The sequence below is a fragment of the Pseudarthrobacter sulfonivorans genome, assembly GCF_024391045.1.
Taxonomy (GTDB): domain Bacteria; phylum Actinomycetota; class Actinomycetes; order Actinomycetales; family Micrococcaceae; genus Arthrobacter; species Arthrobacter sulfonivorans_B.
The window spans coordinates 23,838-42,263 of sequence record NZ_JANFCZ010000019.1 but is presented as its reverse complement, the minus strand read 5'-3'; the positions used below and the strand labels follow the sequence as shown (position 1 = coordinate 42,263).

Here is an 18,426-nt window from a genome sequence, read left to right as displayed (position 1 = left end):
AAAGCCTAAACGTCCAGCTCGTCGGCAACCTTGCGCAGGGCCGCCGCGATGGCTTTGCCTTTGTTGCCTTCCGGGTATTTGCCCGCGGACAGGGTGCCGGAGAGGTTGTCCAGAACACTCACCAGGTCCTGCACCAGCGGCGCCAGGTCCCGGGCGTTGGGCCGCTTGGCCTTGGCGATGGACGGTGTCTTGTCCAGGACCCGCAGGCCCAGCGCCTGGGCGCCTTTGCGGCCGTCGGCGACGCCGAACTCAACGCGGGTGCCGGCCTTCAGTTCCGTGACGCCTTCGGGAAGCGACGATTTGGGCAGGAAAACTTCCTGGCCGTCTTCGCCCGCGAGGAATCCGAAACCCTTTTCCTTGTCATACCACTTGACCTTGCCGGTAGGCACGTAATCAACCTTCTTCGTTCTGCGTCTTGAGACACGGCCGGCAGTCACCGCATCCGCACCTGTGTGCGGGTTCAGGGTATGACAGCGACGGACCGTGTTGGTCTGTTCCTTCAAGGTTATCCTGCCGGGGGCGGATTACCGCTTTCAGCGCGCTGCGTCACGCCCGCCGTCGCGGCTCCCTGCCTGAATGGTCAGACCGGCAGGTCAGACCGGTAGGCAACCCCCGCCGTCGCGCCCTGCCCTGTTAGCGTTACGTGCATGACACCCTCGCGTTACCGGCGCCTCCTGATGATCTCCGCAGCGGTAGTTGCCGTCCTTTCCCTCGTGGCAGTGGGGGCGGTGATGGCCCTGGCCTTCGCCGGCGCCGCGGCCCCTGTGTGGGTCACGTCCACCGCCCTGTACGGATTGCCTGTCGCCTTCCTCCTGATGCTCTTCCTGGTCCTGGACAGCGTGGCCGGCAAGCGCCGGGCGGGAAAGTCCGGCGGGCTGTAACGTTGGACTGATGTCCCTTATCCGCGCGCTCAGCAAAGAGTTGGAGGCACGCAGCGATGACTCGCTGCGGGCTCTCTTTGCGGCGCGGCCGGACCTGATGTCTCCCCCGGTCCCCGATTTTTCCGCGCTGGCGGCGAGGGCCAGCGCCCGGGTCAGCGTCCAGCGCGCTTTGGAGCGGCTGAACAGACCCCAGATGCAGGTGCTGGAGACACTCCACCTGTGCACTAATACGGACACCGAACACAGTGCGTCGGCCGCGGGGGTGCGAAAGCTCATTGCCGGGTCCAAACTCGCGGCGGTGGAACGCATTCTGGCCTCGCTCGAGGAATTGGCCCTGATTCACCGGGCTGAACCGCCGCACGGAACACCTGTTGCGGGGCACCGGCAGCGCTACTATCTGCCCGTGGGTTGCCTCAAGGATGTAGTGGGCATCTATCCTGCCGGGCTGGGGCGCAGCTACACCGAACTGGTCCGGCTGCAGCCGGCGTTTGCCCAGCGCGTGGTTCAGCTCGTGGCCGAACTCCGCCGCAGCGGCGTCGCCATCCAGGAGGCAACTACGCCCATGGAGGCAGCGCTCGCGCTGCAGCACTGGACGTCCTCGCCGGAGGCGCTCGCCCAAGCCCTGGCGGGAGCCCCGGAACGGACGACGGCGTTACTCGCCAAATTCCGAAACTGGGCCATGGGTGCCGTGCCCCAGGCGCAACGGAAAGTGTCCGTGGCGCACCAGGGCGCCGACGTCGGGCCCGTCGACTGGCTGCTGGCGCGGGGGCTCCTTGTTCCGCTGGATGCCGCCCATGTTGAGCTCCCGCACAGTGTGGGCCTGTCCTTGCGCGGCGGTGCCATCATTAATGATTTCGCTCTTGTGCCCCCGGTTCCGGAACTCGGCAGCACCACCGCTGCGCTGCGCCGGAATGCGGCGCTGGGCGCCATCGCCGAAACGCTTCGGCTGGTGGCCGAACTCCTCCATGCGGTCAGGGCGCAGCCGTTGGCCACGCTGCGCAGCGGCGGCGTGGGGGTCCGCGAAATGAAGCGGCTGGCCGAAACGTTGCGCATCGAACAGCACCCGGCCGGCCTCCTGTTGGAACTCAGTGCACTCGCCGGCCTGCTGCGCCTGGATGTTGACTCCTCCACCTGGGTGCAGCCGCCGCAACTGGAATGGCTGGAGCTGACCCGCCAGGAACAATGGCTGTGGCTGGTCAACGCCTGGCTCGCGAGCGAGCGTGTGCCTTCGCTGGTGGGGCAGCCCGTCAGCGGGCCAGCCGGCACCTCCGCCGCACACCGTGGCCTGGCCGGAACCACGGTCAATGCGCTCTCCGCCGAGGCGCAGCGGCCCGACGCCCCTATTGTCCGGAAACGGATCCTGGAGATACTGAACGAACTCACGCTCGAGGCGGGGGCGGAAGACGGCACGGCTCCGGTGCTGGACGCGGCAACCGTGCTGCAGCGGGCCGAATGGGCACAGCCCCGGATGGCCCGGCGCTTCAGCTCCCTGATCAAAGGTGTGCTGGCCGAAGCGGAACTGCTGGGGCTGATGGGCTCCGGGGCCCTGACCCAGCTGGGCAGCGCCATCGCCGACGACAACCCGGACGAGGCCCTGGGCATCCTCGGCGAACACCTGCCGGCCGCGCTCAACCACGTCCTGCTCCAGGCGGACCTTACAGCCGTCGCCCCGGGCTACCTGGCTCCCGACCTGAGTGAAAAACTCCTGCTGATGGCCGACGCGGAAGGCCAGGGTCCCGCCACCATCTATCGGTTCTCCACCAACTCCATCAGGCGCGCGCTCGACGCCGGGCATGACGCGGCCGCCCTGCTCGGCTTTCTCCGTGAACATTCCGCCACCGCCGTGCCGCAGCCACTCGAATACCTTGTGGAGGACACGGCCTCCCGGCATGGCCGCCTCAGGGTGGGGCCGGCCGCCAGCTTTATCCAAAGCGATGACGAGGCCGCGGTCCTGGAGCTCGCCTCAGAATCGAGGGCTGCCGCCCTGGGGCTGGCCCGCATCGCCCCTACTGTGCTGGTCTCCACGGCCTCGCCGCGGGAGACGGCCCATGTCCTGCGCGGGCTGGGCTTCTCCCCTTCGGTGGCAGAATCCGAGCCGGCGCTGGTCCGGCTCCGGCGCACCACCGGCGCCCCCGGGAGCGCCCGGCCTGTCTACACTGCGCCGCGGACGGCGCCTGCGGCGGAGGACGTGTCCGCCCAGCTTTCTGTCCTGCGGAACGGAAGCGCCGACGGCCGGGCGGTCGCCAAGGGCGGCGAAGATGGCCGCTCGGACGGCAAGGGAAGTCATCCGGCCGCCATGGGTGCCGGCGAAACAGCCACCCAACTGGGTCTGGAGACCCTGCAGCGGGCCATCCGGCTCAAGCAGCTGGTGAGCATGAACGTGGTGGACAGCCACGGGAATTCCAACCTGGAAACGGTTGTTCCCCTCTCCGTAAGCGGCGGCCGCGTCAGGGTCTTCGATCCGGCCAAGGAAACCGAGCGTGTGCTCTCCATCCACCGCATCATCGATGTAGAGGCCGCAGAGGAACTGCGCCAGTGAAGGATTGCCTTACGTGAACGACGGCCCGCTGATTGTCCAGAGCGACAAAACCATCCTGCTCGAAGTGGACCACGATCTGGCAACCGAGGCCCGCCACGCGATCGCCCCCTTCGCCGAACTCGAACGCGCCCCGGAACACATGCACAGCTACCGGCTGACGCCGTTGGGCCTCTGGAACGCACGCGCGGCCGGGCTCGATGCCGAAAAGGTCCTGGACACGCTGCTCAAGTACTCGCGGTTCCCGGTGCCGCATTCGCTGCTGATCGACGTCGAAGAAACCATGTCCAGATATGGCCGGCTGCGGCTGGAAAAGGACCCCCAGCACGGCCTGGTCATGCGCACCGATGACTACCCGGTACTGGAGGAAGTGATCCGGGCCAAGAAGATCCAACCCCTGCTAGGGCCCCGGATCGACGGCGAAACCATCGTGGTCCATTCCTCCCAGCGCGGCCAGCTCAAGCAGCTGCTCCTGAAAATCGGCTGGCCGGCCGAGGATTTGGCCGGCTACGTGGATGGCACGCCGCACCTGATCGCCCTTAACGAGGACGGCTGGAAGCTGCGGCCCTACCAGCAGCTTGCCACCGAGAATTTCTGGTCCGGCGGCAGCGGGGTGGTGGTGCTCCCCTGTGGAGCGGGCAAGACCCTGGTGGGCGCCGCGGCCATGGCCACAAGCTCCACCACCACCCTGATCCTGGTGACCAACACGGTGGCGGCCCGGCAGTGGAAGGATGAACTGCTCAAGCGCACGTCCCTGACGGAGGACGAAATCGGTGAGTACTCCGGCGCGGTCAAGGAGGTCCGGCCGGTAACCATCGCCACCTACCAGGTGCTCACCACCAAGCGCGGTGGCCTGTACCCGCATCTGGAGCTCGTCGACGGCCACGACTGGGGCCTGATCATCTATGACGAAGTGCACCTGCTGCCGGCGCCCATCTTCCGCATGACGGCCGACCTCCAGGCCCGGCGCCGCCTGGGCCTGACGGCCACCCTGGTCAGGGAAGACGGCCGTGAAGGCGAGGTCTTCAGCCTCATCGGTCCCAAACGGTACGACGCGCCGTGGAAGGACATCGAGTCCCAGGGCTACATCGCCCCCGCCGACTGTGTTGAGGTCCGCGTCGACCTTCCCCGGGACGAGCGGGTGGCGTACGCCATGGCCGAGGACGCGGACAAGTACCGGCTGTGCTCGACCTCCGAGTCCAAGACCCTCATCGTGGAGCAGCTCGTGGCTAAGCACGAAGGCGAGCAGCTGCTGGTGATCGGGCAGTACATCGACCAGCTGGACGAGATCGGCGAGCGCCTCGACGCGCCTGTCATCAAGGGTGATACCTCCGTCAAGGAGCGGCAAAAACTCTTCGACGCTTTCCGTGCGGGCGAGGTGCGCACGCTGGTGGTCTCAAAGGTGGCCAACTTTTCCATCGACCTGCCGGAGGCCTCGGTGGCCATCCAGGTGTCGGGCTCGTTCGGGTCCCGCCAGGAGGAGGCGCAGCGGCTGGGGCGCCTGCTCCGGCCCAAGAAGGACGGACGTGCAGCCCGGTTCTACTCGCTGGTGGCCAGGGACACCCTGGACCAGGATTTCGCGGCCAAGAGGCAGCGTTTCCTCGCCGAGCAGGGATACGCCTACCGCATCTTGGACGCGAAGGATGTGGGCGCGGCATAAGCCCCACGCAACCCACAGCTGTCATCCAGAAAACTCACAGATTCTGGGAGCATGATGGGAGCATGAAGAAGACCGGCCCTGAAGCCAAGCTCCTCGTTGTTGACGATGAACCCAACATCCGCGAACTGCTGTCCACGTCCCTGCGCTTCGCAGGTTTCGATGTGGTCTCGGCTGCCAACGGCCGGGACGCCCTGGCCGCGGCCGAGCTTCACGCCCCTGACCTCGCAGTGCTTGACGTGATGCTTCCGGACATGGACGGCTTCACCGTCACCCGCAAGCTTCGGGCCTCGGGCAAGCACTTCCCTGTCCTGTTCCTGACGGCGAAGGACGATACCGAGGACAAGGTCACCGGCCTTACCGTGGGCGGGGACGACTACGTCACCAAGCCCTTCAGCCTCGACGAGGTAGTGGCGCGCATCCGGGCGGTCCTCCGCCGCACCCAGCCGCTGCTGGACGACGACGACGCCATCATCCGCGTGGACGACCTGGAGCTCGACGACGACGCCCACGAGGTGCGGCGCGGCGGCACCGTCATCGAACTCTCCCCCACCGAGTTCAAGCTCCTGCGGTACCTGATGCTTAACCCCAACCGGGTCCTGTCCAAGTCCCAGATCCTTGACCACGTCTGGGAGTACAACTTCAACGGCGACGCGTCCATCGTGGAGTCCTACATCTCCTACCTGCGGCGCAAGGTGGACATCGATCCGGACGCCCCCGCCCTGATACAGACCAAACGCGGCGTGGGATACGTGCTGCGGACGGCAGAGAAGCGCTGACCTTGCTGCAGCGGTGGAAGTCGGCCTCCCTCAGGTCACAGCTGGTCGCCATCATCATGGCGCTGCTGATTATTGCCCTGACCGCCACGGGCGCGGGCACCCTGACGCTGCTGCACAGCTACCTGGTAGGGCAGGTGGATGACAAGCTGAACGCCGCCGTCGACCTCGCGAGCAAGCAGCGTTCGTTCACACCGCTGCAGGCGCCCAACCCGATCATGGTCCCCACCGATTACTCGCTGACCCTTTTTGTTCCTGGCGAAGCGCCTTATCCGTTCGGCGGAGACGCCAACATCCGGCCGGACATCAACAGCATTTCCTTGGAAGAGGCGCAGGAGCGCGGCAGCCAGCCTTACCAGGTCAGGGGCACGGACGGACAGAACTGGCGCGTCGTTGCCGTGACAGTCCTCAGCGGCGGCCGCCTGGCCGTGGTGGTCATCGGTTTGCCGCTGCAGAGCGTAGACGACGTCCTCAAACACGGCACCCTGGTGATCTGCGTAGCAGGTTTGCTCACCCTCCTGCTGGCTTCACTGATCGCCAGTTGGACGGTGTCCAGGTCGTTCCGGCCCCTGGCGAGGGTGGAGAAGACGGCCGCCGCGATCGCCGCCGGCGATCTCTCCCGGCGTGTGGACATTGACAACCAACACACTGAACTGGGACGGCTTGGCAGTTCGCTGAATGCCATGCTGGCCCACATCGAGTCGGCTTTTGCTGCGAGGACCGCGTCCGAAGCCAGGATGCGCCGGTTCGCAGCCGACGCGTCCCATGAGCTGCGCACACCGCTGGTGACCATCAGGGGTTTCTCCGAGCTGTACCGCCACGGTGCCCTGGCCACTGACGAGGACGTGGCCACGGCCATGGGACGGATCGAAAGCGAAGCCAAACGGATGGGGTCCATGGTGGAGGACCTCCTGCTGCTGGCACGCCTGGACGAGCAGCGTCCCCTTCAGCAGAAACCCGTTGACCTGCAGCTGATCGCGCACGATGCCGTGGTGGACACGCAGGCCAGTGACCGGAGCCGCTCCATCTCCCTGACCGGGCTCGACGGCGGCCCGGCGGTGCCCGCGCCGGTACGGGGCGACGAAGCCAAACTGCGTCAAGTCGTGGGAAACCTCGTCGGGAATGCGCTCCGTTACACGCCCGAAGGCAGCCCCATCGAACTGGCCGTCGGCATCCGCACCTCCGATGACGGGCAGCGCCGGGCCGTGGTTGAGGTCCGGGACCACGGTCCCGGTATCCCGGAAGAGGAAGCAGCCAAGGTCTTTGAGCGTTTCTACCGGGCCGACACGTCGCGGACCCGTGAGACGGGTGGGAGCGGGCTGGGGCTCGCGATTGTGGCCGCCATCGTCGGTTCGCACGGCGGTTCCGTCAGGGTGGCCACTACCGACGGCGGCGGTGCCACTTTGGTGGTCAGCCTTCCCCTGAGCCAGGAAGCTGACGCCGTCCCCGAAGACCGTGCGGAGCGCACGGAGCTGCAGGATGGGGACGACCGGAATGACGGGCAACACCTGGACGGTCCGGATGACGGCGACGCACTGGGCGGCGGTCCGGGTGACGGCAAGGTTATCCACATATAGCAAACGGGCGTCGCGTGCCGGTTCGGCTCTCCGTAGGCTCGTGTCAGTGGCCCGGAACAGAGCCGGGCGGGCAGCGGAGGCTGTCCCACTTACCCCGAGAGGCACAGCCATGAGCATCATTTCCGTCGATACCGAACTTCTCCAGCTCAAGTCAGCCAACGTCAAAGCAACCGTGGATCGGATCAGTTCCGACGTCCAAACCATGAAGCGGGGCCTGGACGAGCTTCAGGCCACATGGCGCGGTTCTGCCGCCAACAATTTCCAGGCTCTCGTCACGGAATGGACCCTCACCCAGAGCAAGGTGGAGGCATCGTTGGCATCCATCACCATGGCTCTGGCCGCCGCCGCGAACACCTACGCCCAGGCCGAGCAGGGCAACACGCAGCGCTTCAGCTGAGTCCTGCGCGGGCGGATCCCAGCCCCAGGACCCGGTCAGGCTTCGGGCGTGCCCTGATGGAACCGGAGCCGCCATTTGGTGCCATCCAAGACCCACAGCGAGCTCCGGAGCACCGTACCCTGGCGCGCATAGCTTCGGTACGTCAGCAGGACCGCGCTGGTGCCGATGCGGTCGGCACCCAGGATTTCGAGCTCTGCCGGGTGTCCCGGGCCCTCCTCCAATGCCATCATCATCGCGTCCCGCGTCCAGACCCTGCCTGAACTTCCGATCTCCATAAAATCCGGGTGCAGCAGGACCCCGGTGCGGCCGATATCGCCACGGGCGTCCGGACCGGCCAGCTCGCGTTCGAGGGCCTCGACAATCTCTTCCGGGCTCGGTTCCTTGCCGCTGGCCTCCGTCCCGACGAACGCCTCGGCCTCCAGTTCGCTGAACAGGTCCGGCTCGCCAAAGAGGGTCTGCCCGAAGGGGCCTGCACCGGCGGCCGGAACGGCCCCGTTACGGGTGGCTGTGGCGGCCGGGGTGGCGGTGCGAGTGTCCTTGCCCGCAGCATTGCCCGTCATTGCATCCGCACGGGGTGTTGCATCAGCCCGGGATGCTTCAGCCTGGGACGGCACAGCCGCCACCGGAGCCCCGGCGAATCCGGGGCCGGAACGGGCCGCGACGCCCTGCTGGTAGGCGGTGGCTGCAGCGCGGGCGCGTTCATCGGCTGCCTCGTTGAGGTCATGGCCGGCGTGGCCTTTGACCCATTCAAACGTGTACTTGCGGCCCGCGATTTCACGGTCCAGTTCCTTGAGCAGTTCCAGGTTGAGGACGGGCTTGCCGTCGCCCTTTCGCCAGCCCTTCCGTTTCCAGCCCGGCATCCACTTGGTGATGGAGTTGATGACGTACTGGCTGTCGCAGAGGACCCTCAGGTGCTCGTCCGGCACGTGGGCGGTGGCGCGGAACAGGTCCAGCACGGCCATCAGCTCACCCTGGTTGTTGGTGCCGTGCGGCCACCCGCCTGCCCGCCAGCAGTCGTCGTTGACGTACCAGGCCCAACCGGCCGGGCCCGGATTTCCTAAAGCCGAACCGTCGGCTGCTGCTGTAATTGTCACGGTTCCATCCTGCCAGAGTTCCGGCGCACTCCCGCGCCGACGCCGGCCGGGATGCTCTATCAGATGTGGTAGCTATGGCGGCGTTTTGAGGACCAAACCTGATAGAGCAAATCTGCCAGAGCAGGGGGGCAGCCACTCTAACGGCCGACGGCGGCCCCCACCGTTGGTGAGGACCGCCGTCGTGCGTTGTGCTGTGGTGCGTGGGGAGAGCCGGGGGCTAGAAGCCGCCCATGCCGCCCATCTCGTCGCCGCCACCCATGGCCGGAGCGTTCTTCTCCGGCTTGTCGGCCACAACGGCCTCGGTGGTGAGGAACAGACCGGCAATGGAAGCCGCGTTCTGCAGGGCAGAGCGGGTTACCTTGACGGGGTCGTTGATGCCGGCAGCCAGCAGGTCGACGTACTCGCCGGATGCTGCGTTCAGGCCGTGGCCTGCAGGCAGGCCACGGACCTTGTCCACCACAACACCGGGCTCGAGGCCGGCGTTGAAGGCGATCTGCTTCAGCGGAGCGTCGATGGCAACGCGGACGATGTTCGCGCCCGTTGCTTCGTCGCCCTGGAGCTGCAGGTTGGCAAACGCCTTGGCGCCGGCCTGGATCAGGGCCACGCCGCCACCGGCGACGATGCCTTCTTCAACAGCAGCCTTGGCGTTGCGGACAGCGTCCTCAATGCGGTGCTTGCGTTCCTTGAGCTCAACTTCAGTTGCGGCACCGGCCTTGATGACTGCAACGCCGCCGGCCAGCTTGGCCAGGCGCTCCTGCAGCTTCTCACGGTCGTAGTCCGAATCGGAGTTCTCGATCTCGGCACGGATCTGGGAAACGCGGCCAGCGATCTGGTCGGCGTCGCCGGCACCTTCAACGATGGTGGTCTCGTCCTTGGTGACAACAACCTTGCGGGCGCGTCCCAGGAGTTCCAGGCCGGCGGTCTCGAGCTTGAGGCCAACTTCCTCGGCGATGACCTGGCCACCGGTGAGGACAGCAATGTCGGCCAGCTGGGCCTTGCGGCGGTCGCCGAAGCCCGGAGCCTTGACGGCAACAGACTTGAACGTGCCGCGGATCTTGTTGACGATCAGCGTGGCCAGGGCCTCGCCCTCGATGTCCTCGGCAATGATCAGCAGCGGCTTGGACGACTGCATGACCTTTTCCAGGACAGCAACCAGTTCCTTGACGTTGGAGATCTTGGAGTTGACGATCAGGATGTACGGATCCTCAAGGACCGTTTCCTGGCGCTCGGTGTCGGTCACGAAGTAGGCGGAGATGTAACCCTTGTCGAAGCGCATGCCTTCGGTGAGTTCCAGCTCCAGGCCGAAGGTGTTGGACTCCTCGACCGTGATGACGCCTTCCTTGCCCACCTTGTCCAGGGCTTCGGCGATCAGGGCGCCGATTTCGTCGTCACCGGCGGAGATGGAGGCGGTGGCCGCAATCTCTTCCTTGGTTTCGATTTCCTTGGCGGAGGCAAGCAGCTCAACGGTGACGGCCTCTACGGCCTTCTCGATGCCGCGCTTAAGGGACAGCGGGTCAGCACCGGCTGCAACGTTGCGCAGGCCTTCTTTGACCAGGGCCTGGGCCAGCACGGTTGCCGTGGTGGTGCCGTCGCCAGCGACGTCGTCAGTCTTCTTGGCAACTTCCTTGACCAGCTCCGCGCCGATCTTCTCGTAAGGATCGTCCAGTTCGATCTCCTTGGCGATGGAAACACCATCGTTGGTGATCGTGGGGGCGCCCCACTTCTTTTCGAGGACGACGTTGCGTCCACGCGGGCCGAGGGTGACCTTGACGGCGTCGGCGAGGATGTTCAGGCCCCGCTCAAGACCGCGGCGTGCCTCTTCATCAAATGCAATGATCTTGGCCATAACGGCAGTAGTCCTTTCGGGACAGTCGTTAAGAATGAACCTCACTGCAGTGCCCGCGACGGACGATCCTTGACCGGCGGCCTCTGTATGCCGCGGCTGGGGATCTCACTCCAGCTAGGTATTTCTTTCGCTCCACTGCCGGCCCCAAGCCCCGGACCCGGCAAAACCGGACGATGCTTTAGCAGTCGGCATGTAGGAGTGCTAACTCAATAATTAGCACTCCCCCGGTGAGAGTGCAAGCGAATGACCTCCGAAACCACTGTTCCCCGCGCGGCCGTTCGCCACCGGCGATCAGCCCGATGCCCTGCCCGCCGCTTCGCGTCCGCTCAGCACGGCGCGGTTGTCGGCACCATAGGTGAACACCATGAAGTTCGCCGTGGTGATATCCCCGTGGGCATCGAAGGCAACCGGCCCTGATTCGCCGTCGTAATTTACTTTTGCCCCTGACTTGAGGACGGCGAGGCAGTCCGCGTAGGACAGGCACGGCTTCCCGGCATCAGCGGCCCCTGTGCCGGCAGCGCCGCCCGGAGTACCCCCGGAGACGGCGATCAGGTTGGCCGCAATGGAGCGGCCGGCGTCGTCATCCGCCTTAGCCGCGGCCAACGCCGCAAGGGTCACTGCATCGTAAGTCTCGGCCGCGAAGGTCAGGTCCTTCAAGGCGGGGTTCACTTCCAGCAGCCGCGCCTGGAAGGCCGCCGACGCGAACACACCGGGCACCACGGCGCGGGCACCTTCCAGGGCCTTGGCGCCGAGCCCCGAACCGTATTGCGCGAAGGCACCGTCACTGAGGATGATCCTGGCGCCGGACAGGCCGGCATTGTTGAGTTCCGCGAGGGCACCCTGGGCGTCGTCCCGCGCGATCAGGACCACGGCATCGGAGTTGGCCGCCCGCGCCGCTGCGGCTGCCTTCTGCGCGGCGCCGGGTTTGTAGGCTGAGGTGCTGACAGTTTCCAGGCCGGCGGCCGTCGCGGCACCCGCCACAGCGGCGGCGACGTCCCTGCCATAGGCACTGTCCTGGTTCACTACGGCGATGCTGTGGGCCCCGCCGTCTTTGGCCAGCTTCACCAGGACGGAGGCCTGGGCAACGTCCGCTGCCGCGGTCCGGAAATAGTAGCCGCCGCTTTTATAGGTGCTCAGGGCTCCAGCTGAGTTGGCCGGCGAGATCAGCGGTGTTGTTGCGGCGGACAGCACGTCGATGGCGGCGGCGGCGTGGCTGGAGTCCGTGGGCCCAATCACCACGTCGGCTTTGCCGTCCACGAGGTTCCTGGCCTGCGCCCGGGTGTCGTCGCCGGCCCCGATGATCAGTTCGACGGGCTTGCCCTTGTGGCCGCCCGCGGCGTTGATGTCCTTGACGGCGGCTTCGGCGGCCGCACGCTGTGAATCGTTGAGGAAGCTCCGCTCCCCCATGTTGTCCAGGATCAGGCCGATGCGCAGGGCACCGTCGCCGGAGGCTTCCACAGTGTCCAGCCGGGCGTTGCCGCCGGCGGCACCGGCACACCCGGCGAGTGCCAGCAGGAGGGCCGCCGTGGTGGTGCAACGGAGGATTGCTGAGGCGAGGCGGCCGAAGCTCACTCTGCGGGCCGGACGCTTTCGGCCTGCGGGCCCTTCTCGCCTTCGCCGATTTCGAGCTCGACGCGCTGGCCTTCGTCGAGGGCCCGGTAGCCTTCGCCGTCGATGGCCGACCAGTGCACAAAGACGTCATCCCCGGACCCATCCACGGTAATGAAGCCATAGCCCTTTTCGGCGTTGAACCACTTGACGGTTCCCAATGCCATGATGTCCACTCTTTCCGTAGTGCCGACGGTCCACTTCGCTGTGAACCGGATACAGCCGTCTGCAGCAGCACCGCGAAGGGGACCGAAGCCTGATTTCACTCTAGCCACAACTGGCCCGGGTGGCCGAGCCGGGCGGCACTGCGCCGCCCGAAAGTTATGGACGCGTGACCGCGGGCGTTACCGGTAGTCCGGCCCCAGAACCACCACGACGGGAACCTGGAATTCCTGGCTGCTGACCAGCGTGGGGATGCCCAGGAGGGTGCCAAGCGCTTCGGCGTGGGGCCGCTGGGCCGCACCCGCGTAGAAGATCCTGGACACCTGCTGCGGCGCACCGGCCCAGTTGCCTACCTGCCCCAGCGTCCAGCCGTCGTTCTGCAGCACAGAGCCGACGCGCCCGGCCAGCCCGGCGGTGCCGGCGGCGTTGTACACGGCAACACCCTGGGCCTTGTTCAGCACGGCGGCAGGCGTCTCGGTGGCGGACGGGACGGCCGAAGGCTCCGATGACGGCCGGGCACTTTCCGAGGGCCCGGCGCTGGGTGTCGGTTCCGCGCTGCCCGACGTAGCAGGACTGGCCGGCGGGGCTGCGCTGGATGCCGATGACGCAGACCCCTCGAGGCTTGTGGACAGCTCGCTGCCGGCCTGGGTGAAACCAAGCTTGGGCAGGATCAGGAAGGAGACAAGCCCAATGGCCAGCGCCGCGATGCCGACGGCGAGGACCGGCCAGAGCCGGCGCCCGGCAGGCGCCGATGCCGTGCGGTGGACGCCTTGCCGCGAAGCGGTCTCCGGTACCTTATCGAATTCATCGCGAGCGTATTTGGTCATGGTGCAGTGACGTCCTTGTGGATTGCTGCTGATGGCTCAGCACGAGAATTGGTCAGGCGTCGGAGCCCAGGCGGCGAGCAGTGCGTGCCCGGTGACGCGACGTACGTAGTCTACGCAGCCGCTTGACGAGCATGGGGTCGTGGGCCAGCGCCGCCTCGGAATCAATGAGGGCATTCAGCAGCTGGTAGTAGTGCGTCGCAGAGAGGTCGAAGAGCTCCCGGATGGCCTGTTCCTTGGCTCCGGCGTACTTCCACCATTGCCGTTCCAAAGCCAGCATTTGCTGGTCACGCTCACTCAGCGGAGAGTCCCGGAGGGTGAAATCAGCCAGCAGCGGGCTCTGGTCCGCGGTGTCCGGCACGTGTTCGCGAGCAGGCTCCGCCACGGCACATCCCTTCGATGATCAGGTTGGAAATCTCATTCCATGCTACGGCGTGAATCACAGGGTTGTCATTTCCACCCCCGCCGGGTTTTTGTCCGCTTATTACCGCTTTTAGGCCCGGACACGGCCTATATCTGGACAAAAACTCCGGGGGTGGCGGGGGATCCCTGCGAGAATAGGACGGTGTTTGAACCCGACGCACTGTTTGAGCTGGCGGCGGATCCGGCGGACGCCGTTGGCTTCGCCGAACTCGCCCGCCTGCCGCTCGCTGAGCTGATGGCCCCGGACTGGGCTGAGGCGCTGGAACCGGTGGCCGCTGAACTCCGGCAGGTCCTCACGTTCCTGGCCGCAGAAGTGGATGCCGGGCACACGGTGCTCCCGTCGCCGTCGAACGTTCTGCGGGCGTTCAGGCAGCCGCTGGCCGGGGTCAAAGTCCTCATCGTGGGCCAGGACCCCTACCCGACGCCCGGCCACGCAATTGGCCTTTCCTTCGCCGTCGACGCGCGGACGCGCCCCATCCCCCGGAGCCTGGCGAACATCTACCGCGAACTTGAGTCCGACCTCGGCATTCCGCCGCGCGTCCACGGCGACTTGTCCGCCTGGGCCGGCCAGGGCGTCCTCCTGCTGAACAGGGTCATGAGCGTCCGGGCCGGTGCGGCGGGCTCGCACCGGGGCAAGGGCTGGGAGGCCATTACGACGGCGGCAGTCACCGCGGTTGCCCGCCGGCGCACCCCCGACGGCGGCCGGTCCCCCCTGGTGGCAGTGCTCTGGGGCAGGGACGCCGAGAGCGTCAGACCGCTCCTGGACGGAGCGGCGGTGGTCTCCAGTGCGCACCCGAGCCCGTTATCGGCGTCGCGCGGTTTCTTCGGCTCGAAGCCTTTCAGCGCTGTCAATGACCTGCTGTTGGAGCAAGGCACCACGGGCGTAACCTGGGAGCTCCCCCCGCTGGTTTAGCTTAGGGTTGCCTTATGAGCACTGTCCCGGCCGCCACGAGCGCAACCAAGAACACCCGCCCGCAGATTGACCTGACCGTCATCCGCCGGGAAGAATTGTCCCCGCACATGGTGCGGATCGTCGCGGGTGGGCCTGGCTTTTCCTCGTACGTGAACAACGACTTTGTGGACCGCTACGTCAAGATTGTGTTCCCGCAACCCGGCGTTGAGTACCCCCGGCCGCTGGACCTGTGGACCGTCCGCGAAACCATGCCCCGGGCGGAGTGGCCGTTCACCCGCACCTACACGGTCCGCTGGGTGGACCTGGCGGCGCGGGAACTCGCCATCGACTTTGTGATCCACGGGGACGAAGGCTTGGCCGGACCGTGGGCAGCTGCCGCAAAACCCGGGGACACGTTCACCCTCACCGGTCCCGGCGGCGGCTACAACCCCTCACCTGACGCCGGCTGGTACCTCTTCGCCGGGGACGAGGCCGCCCTGCCGGCCATCGCCGCAGCCATCGAATCCCTGCCAGCGGACGCCCGCGGCCTGGCGTTCATCGAGGTGGACAGCGACGCCGACATCCAGCACATCGCGGCCCCCGCAGGCATGCAGCTCACCTGGCTCCGCCGGAACGGCGCACCCGCCGGCGACGGCGATCTGCTGGTCTCAGCAGTGGCCGACGCCGACTGGCCGGACGGACGGGTAGACGTGTTTGCCCACGGTGAGCGCGGCTACATGAAGGCCATGCGGACGGTGCTCTTTGCCCAGCGCGGCCTTGAACGGAGCCAGGTTTCGCTGTCCGGGTACTGGGCGAAGGGCCGTGTAGAGGACGATTTCCAGGCTGAGAAAAAGCTGCCCATCGGGAAGATCTGACAGGCAGCTGGCCGGGAAGCCTACCGTCGCCGGGCGCGCCGCCGTTCGTTGCTGGCCAGGCTGCGGGTCAGCGGCCGGGCCAGGGTGTCGCCGAGGACAATGCCGGCGGCTGTGCCCAGGACAATGGCGCCGGCGTTGAGCATCCCTCCGGCCCCGAACAGGATCTCGGATTCCTCGATGGTCAGGACGTACATGGAGCGGAAGATGGTCAGTCCGGGCAGCAGGATCAGGGCCGCAGGAACGGCAACCACCAGTTGCGGCGCGCCCATCTTCAGGGCCACCACCCTCGCCAGCAGCCCGATGACGACGGCGGCGATCGCCGGGGCGAACCGGTCGCCGACGCCGAGCGAACCGGCGCCCAGCAGGACAAAGTAGCCCACTACGCCCACGCCCGCAGTGGGCAGCAGCAGGTCCCAGGAGGTCTGCTCGGTGATGCCGATGGCCATCACCGCCAGGGCTATGAAGATCACCAGCACCCAGAGGTTGTAGGCAGGGGGGAACGTCTCGGTGACGTCGATGGCCTGCATGCCGGTCATCGCCCCCACGACGAAGGCCACGGCGATGCCTGACACGATGGCGCCGAACGTCAGGAGTGTGGACAGGAACCGGCCCGCTGCTGTCACGGGGAACCCATTGATGGCGTCCTGAACCGAGGAAACCAGCCGCCCGGTGGGCAGGAGCAGCAGGATGCCGCCCACCACCACGATCGCCGGCGCATTGGTGAGGCCGAAACGCCACAACAGCAGCGCGGTGAGCGTGACACCGAAGGCACACGCCGCCGTCGTAAAGAAGTCCGGAACCCGCCACTTGCCCAACTGGCGGGCCAGGAGGCTGACCCCGAGGTTGGCCACGAAGGCGATGGCCGAAGACGCCGGACCGCCGCCGAGGACGCCCACAAAGGCCGCGGCGAACACGCCGAAGGCCATGGTGACCATCCAGCGCGGAAACGGTTTGGGGCTGGTGATGGCCTCGTCGAGCCGGCGGATGGCCTCATCGCGGCCCACTCCCCCGGCCACAATGTCCGTCACCAGCCGGTGCACTTTGGCGAGCCCGGCGTAGTTGTTGGTCCAGGACCGCACCACCCGGAGCAGCGCGATGGGCGGCTGGTCCTTCGGGGCATAGTTGATGGCCACCGACTGGTTGGTGATGTCCACTTCGATGTTTTTCAGGCCCAGCGCGGCCGTGACGGCGATGATGCTCGTCTCCACCTCGAGGGCGCCGGCCCCGTACCGGAACATGGTCTCGGCAAGGTGCAGCGCAAAGTCGAGGGTCTTGCGCGCGGAGGTGTCCACGCCGCCCACCTGGATCATGGGGTTGGCGTAGGGGCTCCCGGCGAGCCTGTCCACGATGCTCAGAGGCGCCGTCGGCGGGTTCTCCCCCTGGACCAGGCGCCGCAGCATCCGCTTGGCGGCAGCGTCCTGGCGGAGCTGGGAGGGCGACAACGGTTCCGTCTTGGGCAGGCCGTCGGTATGAGGCCTGCCGCGGGTGTTTTCATGACGTTTGGTCATGTGGTCCCTCCTCCGTGGTTGGCGCTTGTGGGGTGGTGTTACGCCTGCCGCTTCAGCGGCAGTTTGCCGAGCAGGATCCGGGCCGCGGCGACTGCAGAGCGGCCCAAGCGGTTGGCCCGGAAGGCGAGGGGCCGGACGGGCATCACGAAGTCGCCCACGAGTTGGACCACGTTCCCGCCGAAGCCCTTCTTGAACTGGTAGCCGCCGTGGCCTTCCTCGTCCTGGCCCTCGATGCCGAAGGTGCCGTAGAAGTTGTACCGGGAGTAGCCCTTTTCCAGCCCGTGGAGCATCATGCCCCAGTACAGGGAGGTGGCCCCGTTGAAGTAGATGTAGTCCTGTACCGTCCCGCCGATCACGCACACCACCTCGTCGCCGAAGCAGACAAAGTGGATGGCGGCCACGGTGGCCACGCCCACGGAGTCCGGGAAGCGCTCGATGTCCTTGAGGCTGCGTTCGTAGCTGTCCGCCAGGTCCTGGACCACTTTAAGCCGGTTGGCTTTCTTCTTGCTGCCGGTTTCCTCAACCTCGCGGCGCAGTTCGGCGGCGGCCGCGGACTCGGCTTCCAGGCGTTCGGTGATGGACTTCCGGTACGCGGGGATGTCGATCTTGGCCATCATGAGTTTGGTGAACTCGGGCGACGTGGTCCGCAGGAGGTGTTCGTAGTATGCGCGTTCGCGGTACACGAAGCCCTTCTCGTCGCCGGCGGTGCTCAGTGCGCCGTAGAACTCATCCAGGGTTTCCAGCGTGGCCTGTTCCAGGAACACGCCGTTCTTTTCGGCTTTCCGTATGGCCTTGCGGGTCCGGTAGCTGGTGCTCATGATGAGCTCTTCGGAATCTTTGATGCCTTCGAGCGTCTTGATGAACATCCAGTTGACGTTGACGAAGTCCATCTCCAAGCCCTGGTGTTCAAAGCCCAGGCCCTCGAGGGCGGCCACCAGCGGCCTGTTGTCTGCCAGCTCGGGGTGCTCGGCGCCGTCTTCATTGCGGGCGATGTACGGCAGGTTCGGGGAGATCCGCAGTTCGGCAGCCTTACGGGCCGCGGCGCGCGCTTTGAGAAGTCCGACGACGTCACGCACCAATGCGGCGTCCGTGTAGTCCATGAGGGGGCCCTTGGCGCACTCGCAGACCTTGTAGCCGAACCGGTTGGTGGTGTAGTTCAGCTTGCCCGCGGCGATGAGTTCGCCGTCGCGCCTGACACCGAACAGCTCCACCACCTGGCCGCGGGCGCGCTGGAACCGGACGAAGTCGGCGGACTGGATGAAGTTGTTCTGCGGGTGCTGGCGGGCGAACGCTTCGAATTCGGCATCGCTCAGGACGCCGGGCTCGAGTTCGGCCCCGGCCTTGGTTGGATTCACGGAAGTAACCTCATC

Annotated in this window: 17 protein-coding genes; 8 read left to right on the top strand and 9 right to left on the bottom strand. The window is 66.5% G+C overall.

Translation table 11 applies throughout. The annotated features are described in order from the left end of the window. Positions 1–5 precede the first annotated feature (5 nt). Positions 6–389, bottom strand: a complete 384-nt coding sequence (locus NQJ30_RS13145) for a cold-shock protein (protein ID WP_190991490.1) — start codon at positions 387–389, stop codon at positions 6–8. A gap of 258 nt (positions 390–647) precedes the next feature. Between NQJ30_RS13145 and NQJ30_RS13140 the strand changes: the two genes are divergently transcribed. The 6 genes from NQJ30_RS13140 to NQJ30_RS13115 all read left to right on the top strand — a co-directional run bounded on the left by NQJ30_RS13140 (position 648) and on the right by NQJ30_RS13115 (position 7,824). Continuing rightward, positions 648–881: a hypothetical protein gene (locus tag NQJ30_RS13140; RefSeq protein WP_255770383.1), complete on the top strand. Its 234-nt coding sequence runs from the start codon at positions 648–650 to the stop codon at positions 879–881. Between the two features lie 10 nt (positions 882–891). After that, the gene (locus NQJ30_RS13135) at positions 892–3,420 is read left to right on the top strand and encodes a helicase-associated domain-containing protein (protein ID WP_255770382.1); all 2,529 of its coding nucleotides are present in this window, start codon (positions 892–894) and stop codon (positions 3,418–3,420) included. 13 nt (positions 3,421–3,433) lie between these two features. Beyond that, positions 3,434–5,077, top strand: coding sequence for a DNA repair helicase XPB (locus tag NQJ30_RS13130; protein WP_255770381.1), 1,644 nt, complete (start codon positions 3,434–3,436; stop codon positions 5,075–5,077). A gap of 62 nt (positions 5,078–5,139) precedes the next feature. Beyond that, positions 5,140–5,853 carry a response regulator transcription factor gene (locus NQJ30_RS13125; protein WP_255770380.1) on the top strand — a complete coding sequence of 238 codons (714 nt, stop codon included), beginning with the start codon at positions 5,140–5,142 and terminating at the stop codon, positions 5,851–5,853. A 2-nt stretch (positions 5,854–5,855) separates the two neighbouring features. Beyond that, positions 5,856–7,427: a sensor histidine kinase gene (locus NQJ30_RS13120; RefSeq protein WP_255770379.1), complete on the top strand. Its 1,572-nt coding sequence runs from the start codon at positions 5,856–5,858 to the stop codon at positions 7,425–7,427. A gap of 109 nt (positions 7,428–7,536) precedes the next feature. After that, entirely contained in the window at positions 7,537–7,824 is a 288-nt protein-coding gene (locus NQJ30_RS13115; protein WP_255770378.1) for a WXG100 family type VII secretion target, read from the top strand. A gap of 35 nt (positions 7,825–7,859) precedes the next feature. Here the strand turns inward: NQJ30_RS13115 and NQJ30_RS13110 are convergent, their stop codons facing one another. The 6 genes from NQJ30_RS13110 to NQJ30_RS13085 form a co-directional block, all read right to left on the bottom strand. Then, a complete protein-coding gene (locus NQJ30_RS13110; RefSeq protein WP_255770377.1) occupies positions 7,860–8,918 on the bottom strand; it encodes an RNase H family protein in 1,059 nt (352 codons plus the stop codon). A 217-nt stretch (positions 8,919–9,135) separates the two neighbouring features. Then, positions 9,136–10,764 (bottom strand): chaperonin GroEL, encoded by a 1,629-nt coding sequence (gene groL, locus NQJ30_RS13105; RefSeq protein WP_255770376.1) that lies wholly within the window; start codon positions 10,762–10,764, stop codon positions 9,136–9,138. Positions 10,765–11,055: 291 nt separating this feature from the next. After that, a complete protein-coding gene (locus NQJ30_RS13100) occupies positions 11,056–12,336 on the bottom strand; it encodes an ABC transporter substrate-binding protein (RefSeq protein WP_255770375.1) in 1,281 nt (426 codons plus the stop codon). Continuing rightward, complete coding sequence (locus NQJ30_RS13095) at positions 12,333–12,539, bottom strand: cold-shock protein (protein WP_255770373.1); 207 nt, start codon at positions 12,537–12,539, stop codon at positions 12,333–12,335. Before NQJ30_RS13095 ends, NQJ30_RS13100 begins: the two co-directional genes overlap by 4 nt. 177 nt (positions 12,540–12,716) lie before the next feature. Further along, positions 12,717–13,361, bottom strand: coding sequence for a LytR C-terminal domain-containing protein (locus tag NQJ30_RS13090; RefSeq protein ID WP_255770372.1), 645 nt, complete (start codon positions 13,359–13,361; stop codon positions 12,717–12,719). A 52-nt stretch (positions 13,362–13,413) separates the two neighbouring features. After that, positions 13,414–13,743 carry a DUF3263 domain-containing protein gene (locus tag NQJ30_RS13085; RefSeq protein ID WP_374113260.1) on the bottom strand — a complete coding sequence of 110 codons (330 nt, stop codon included), beginning with the start codon at positions 13,741–13,743 and terminating at the stop codon, positions 13,414–13,416. Positions 13,744–13,923: 180 nt separating this feature from the next. Here NQJ30_RS13085 and NQJ30_RS13080 point away from each other — a divergent pair, with 180 nt between their 5' ends. Further along, a complete protein-coding gene (locus tag NQJ30_RS13080) occupies positions 13,924–14,694 on the top strand; it encodes a uracil-DNA glycosylase (protein ID WP_255770371.1) in 771 nt (256 codons plus the stop codon). Between the two features lie 14 nt (positions 14,695–14,708). Continuing rightward, positions 14,709–15,548 (top strand): siderophore-interacting protein, encoded by an 840-nt coding sequence (locus NQJ30_RS13075; protein WP_255770369.1) that lies wholly within the window; start codon positions 14,709–14,711, stop codon positions 15,546–15,548. 20 nt (positions 15,549–15,568) lie between these two features. On the opposite strand, the gene NQJ30_RS13070 is transcribed toward NQJ30_RS13075, so the two are convergent. Further along, a complete protein-coding gene (locus tag NQJ30_RS13070; protein WP_255770368.1) occupies positions 15,569–17,056 on the bottom strand; it encodes a threonine/serine ThrE exporter family protein in 1,488 nt (495 codons plus the stop codon). 38 nt (positions 17,057–17,094) lie between these two features. Further along, a complete protein-coding gene (locus NQJ30_RS13065; RefSeq protein ID WP_255770367.1) occupies positions 17,095–18,411 on the bottom strand; it encodes a peptidoglycan bridge formation glycyltransferase FemA/FemB family protein in 1,317 nt (438 codons plus the stop codon). Positions 18,412–18,426 lie beyond the last annotated feature (15 nt).

Coding starts and splice junctions, on each gene's coding strand:
- NQJ30_RS13095 (WP_255770373.1), bottom strand. CDS start 12,539: ATGGCATTGGGAACCGTCAAGTGGTTCAACGCCGAAAAGGGCTATGGC.
- NQJ30_RS13140 (WP_255770383.1), top strand. CDS start 648: ATGACACCCTCGCGTTACCGGCGCCTCCTGATGATCTCCGCAGCGGTA.
- NQJ30_RS13125 (WP_255770380.1), top strand. CDS start 5,140: ATGAAGAAGACCGGCCCTGAAGCCAAGCTCCTCGTTGTTGACGATGAA.
- NQJ30_RS13075 (WP_255770369.1), top strand. CDS start 14,709: ATGAGCACTGTCCCGGCCGCCACGAGCGCAACCAAGAACACCCGCCCG.
- groL (WP_255770376.1), bottom strand. CDS start 10,764: ATGGCCAAGATCATTGCATTTGATGAAGAGGCACGCCGCGGTCTTGAG.
- NQJ30_RS13115 (WP_255770378.1), top strand. CDS start 7,537: ATGAGCATCATTTCCGTCGATACCGAACTTCTCCAGCTCAAGTCAGCC.
- NQJ30_RS13070 (WP_255770368.1), bottom strand. CDS start 17,056: ATGACCAAACGTCATGAAAACACCCGCGGCAGGCCTCATACCGACGGC.
- NQJ30_RS13090 (WP_255770372.1), bottom strand. CDS start 13,361: ATGACCAAATACGCTCGCGATGAATTCGATAAGGTACCGGAGACCGCT.
- NQJ30_RS13135 (WP_255770382.1), top strand. CDS start 892: ATGTCCCTTATCCGCGCGCTCAGCAAAGAGTTGGAGGCACGCAGCGAT.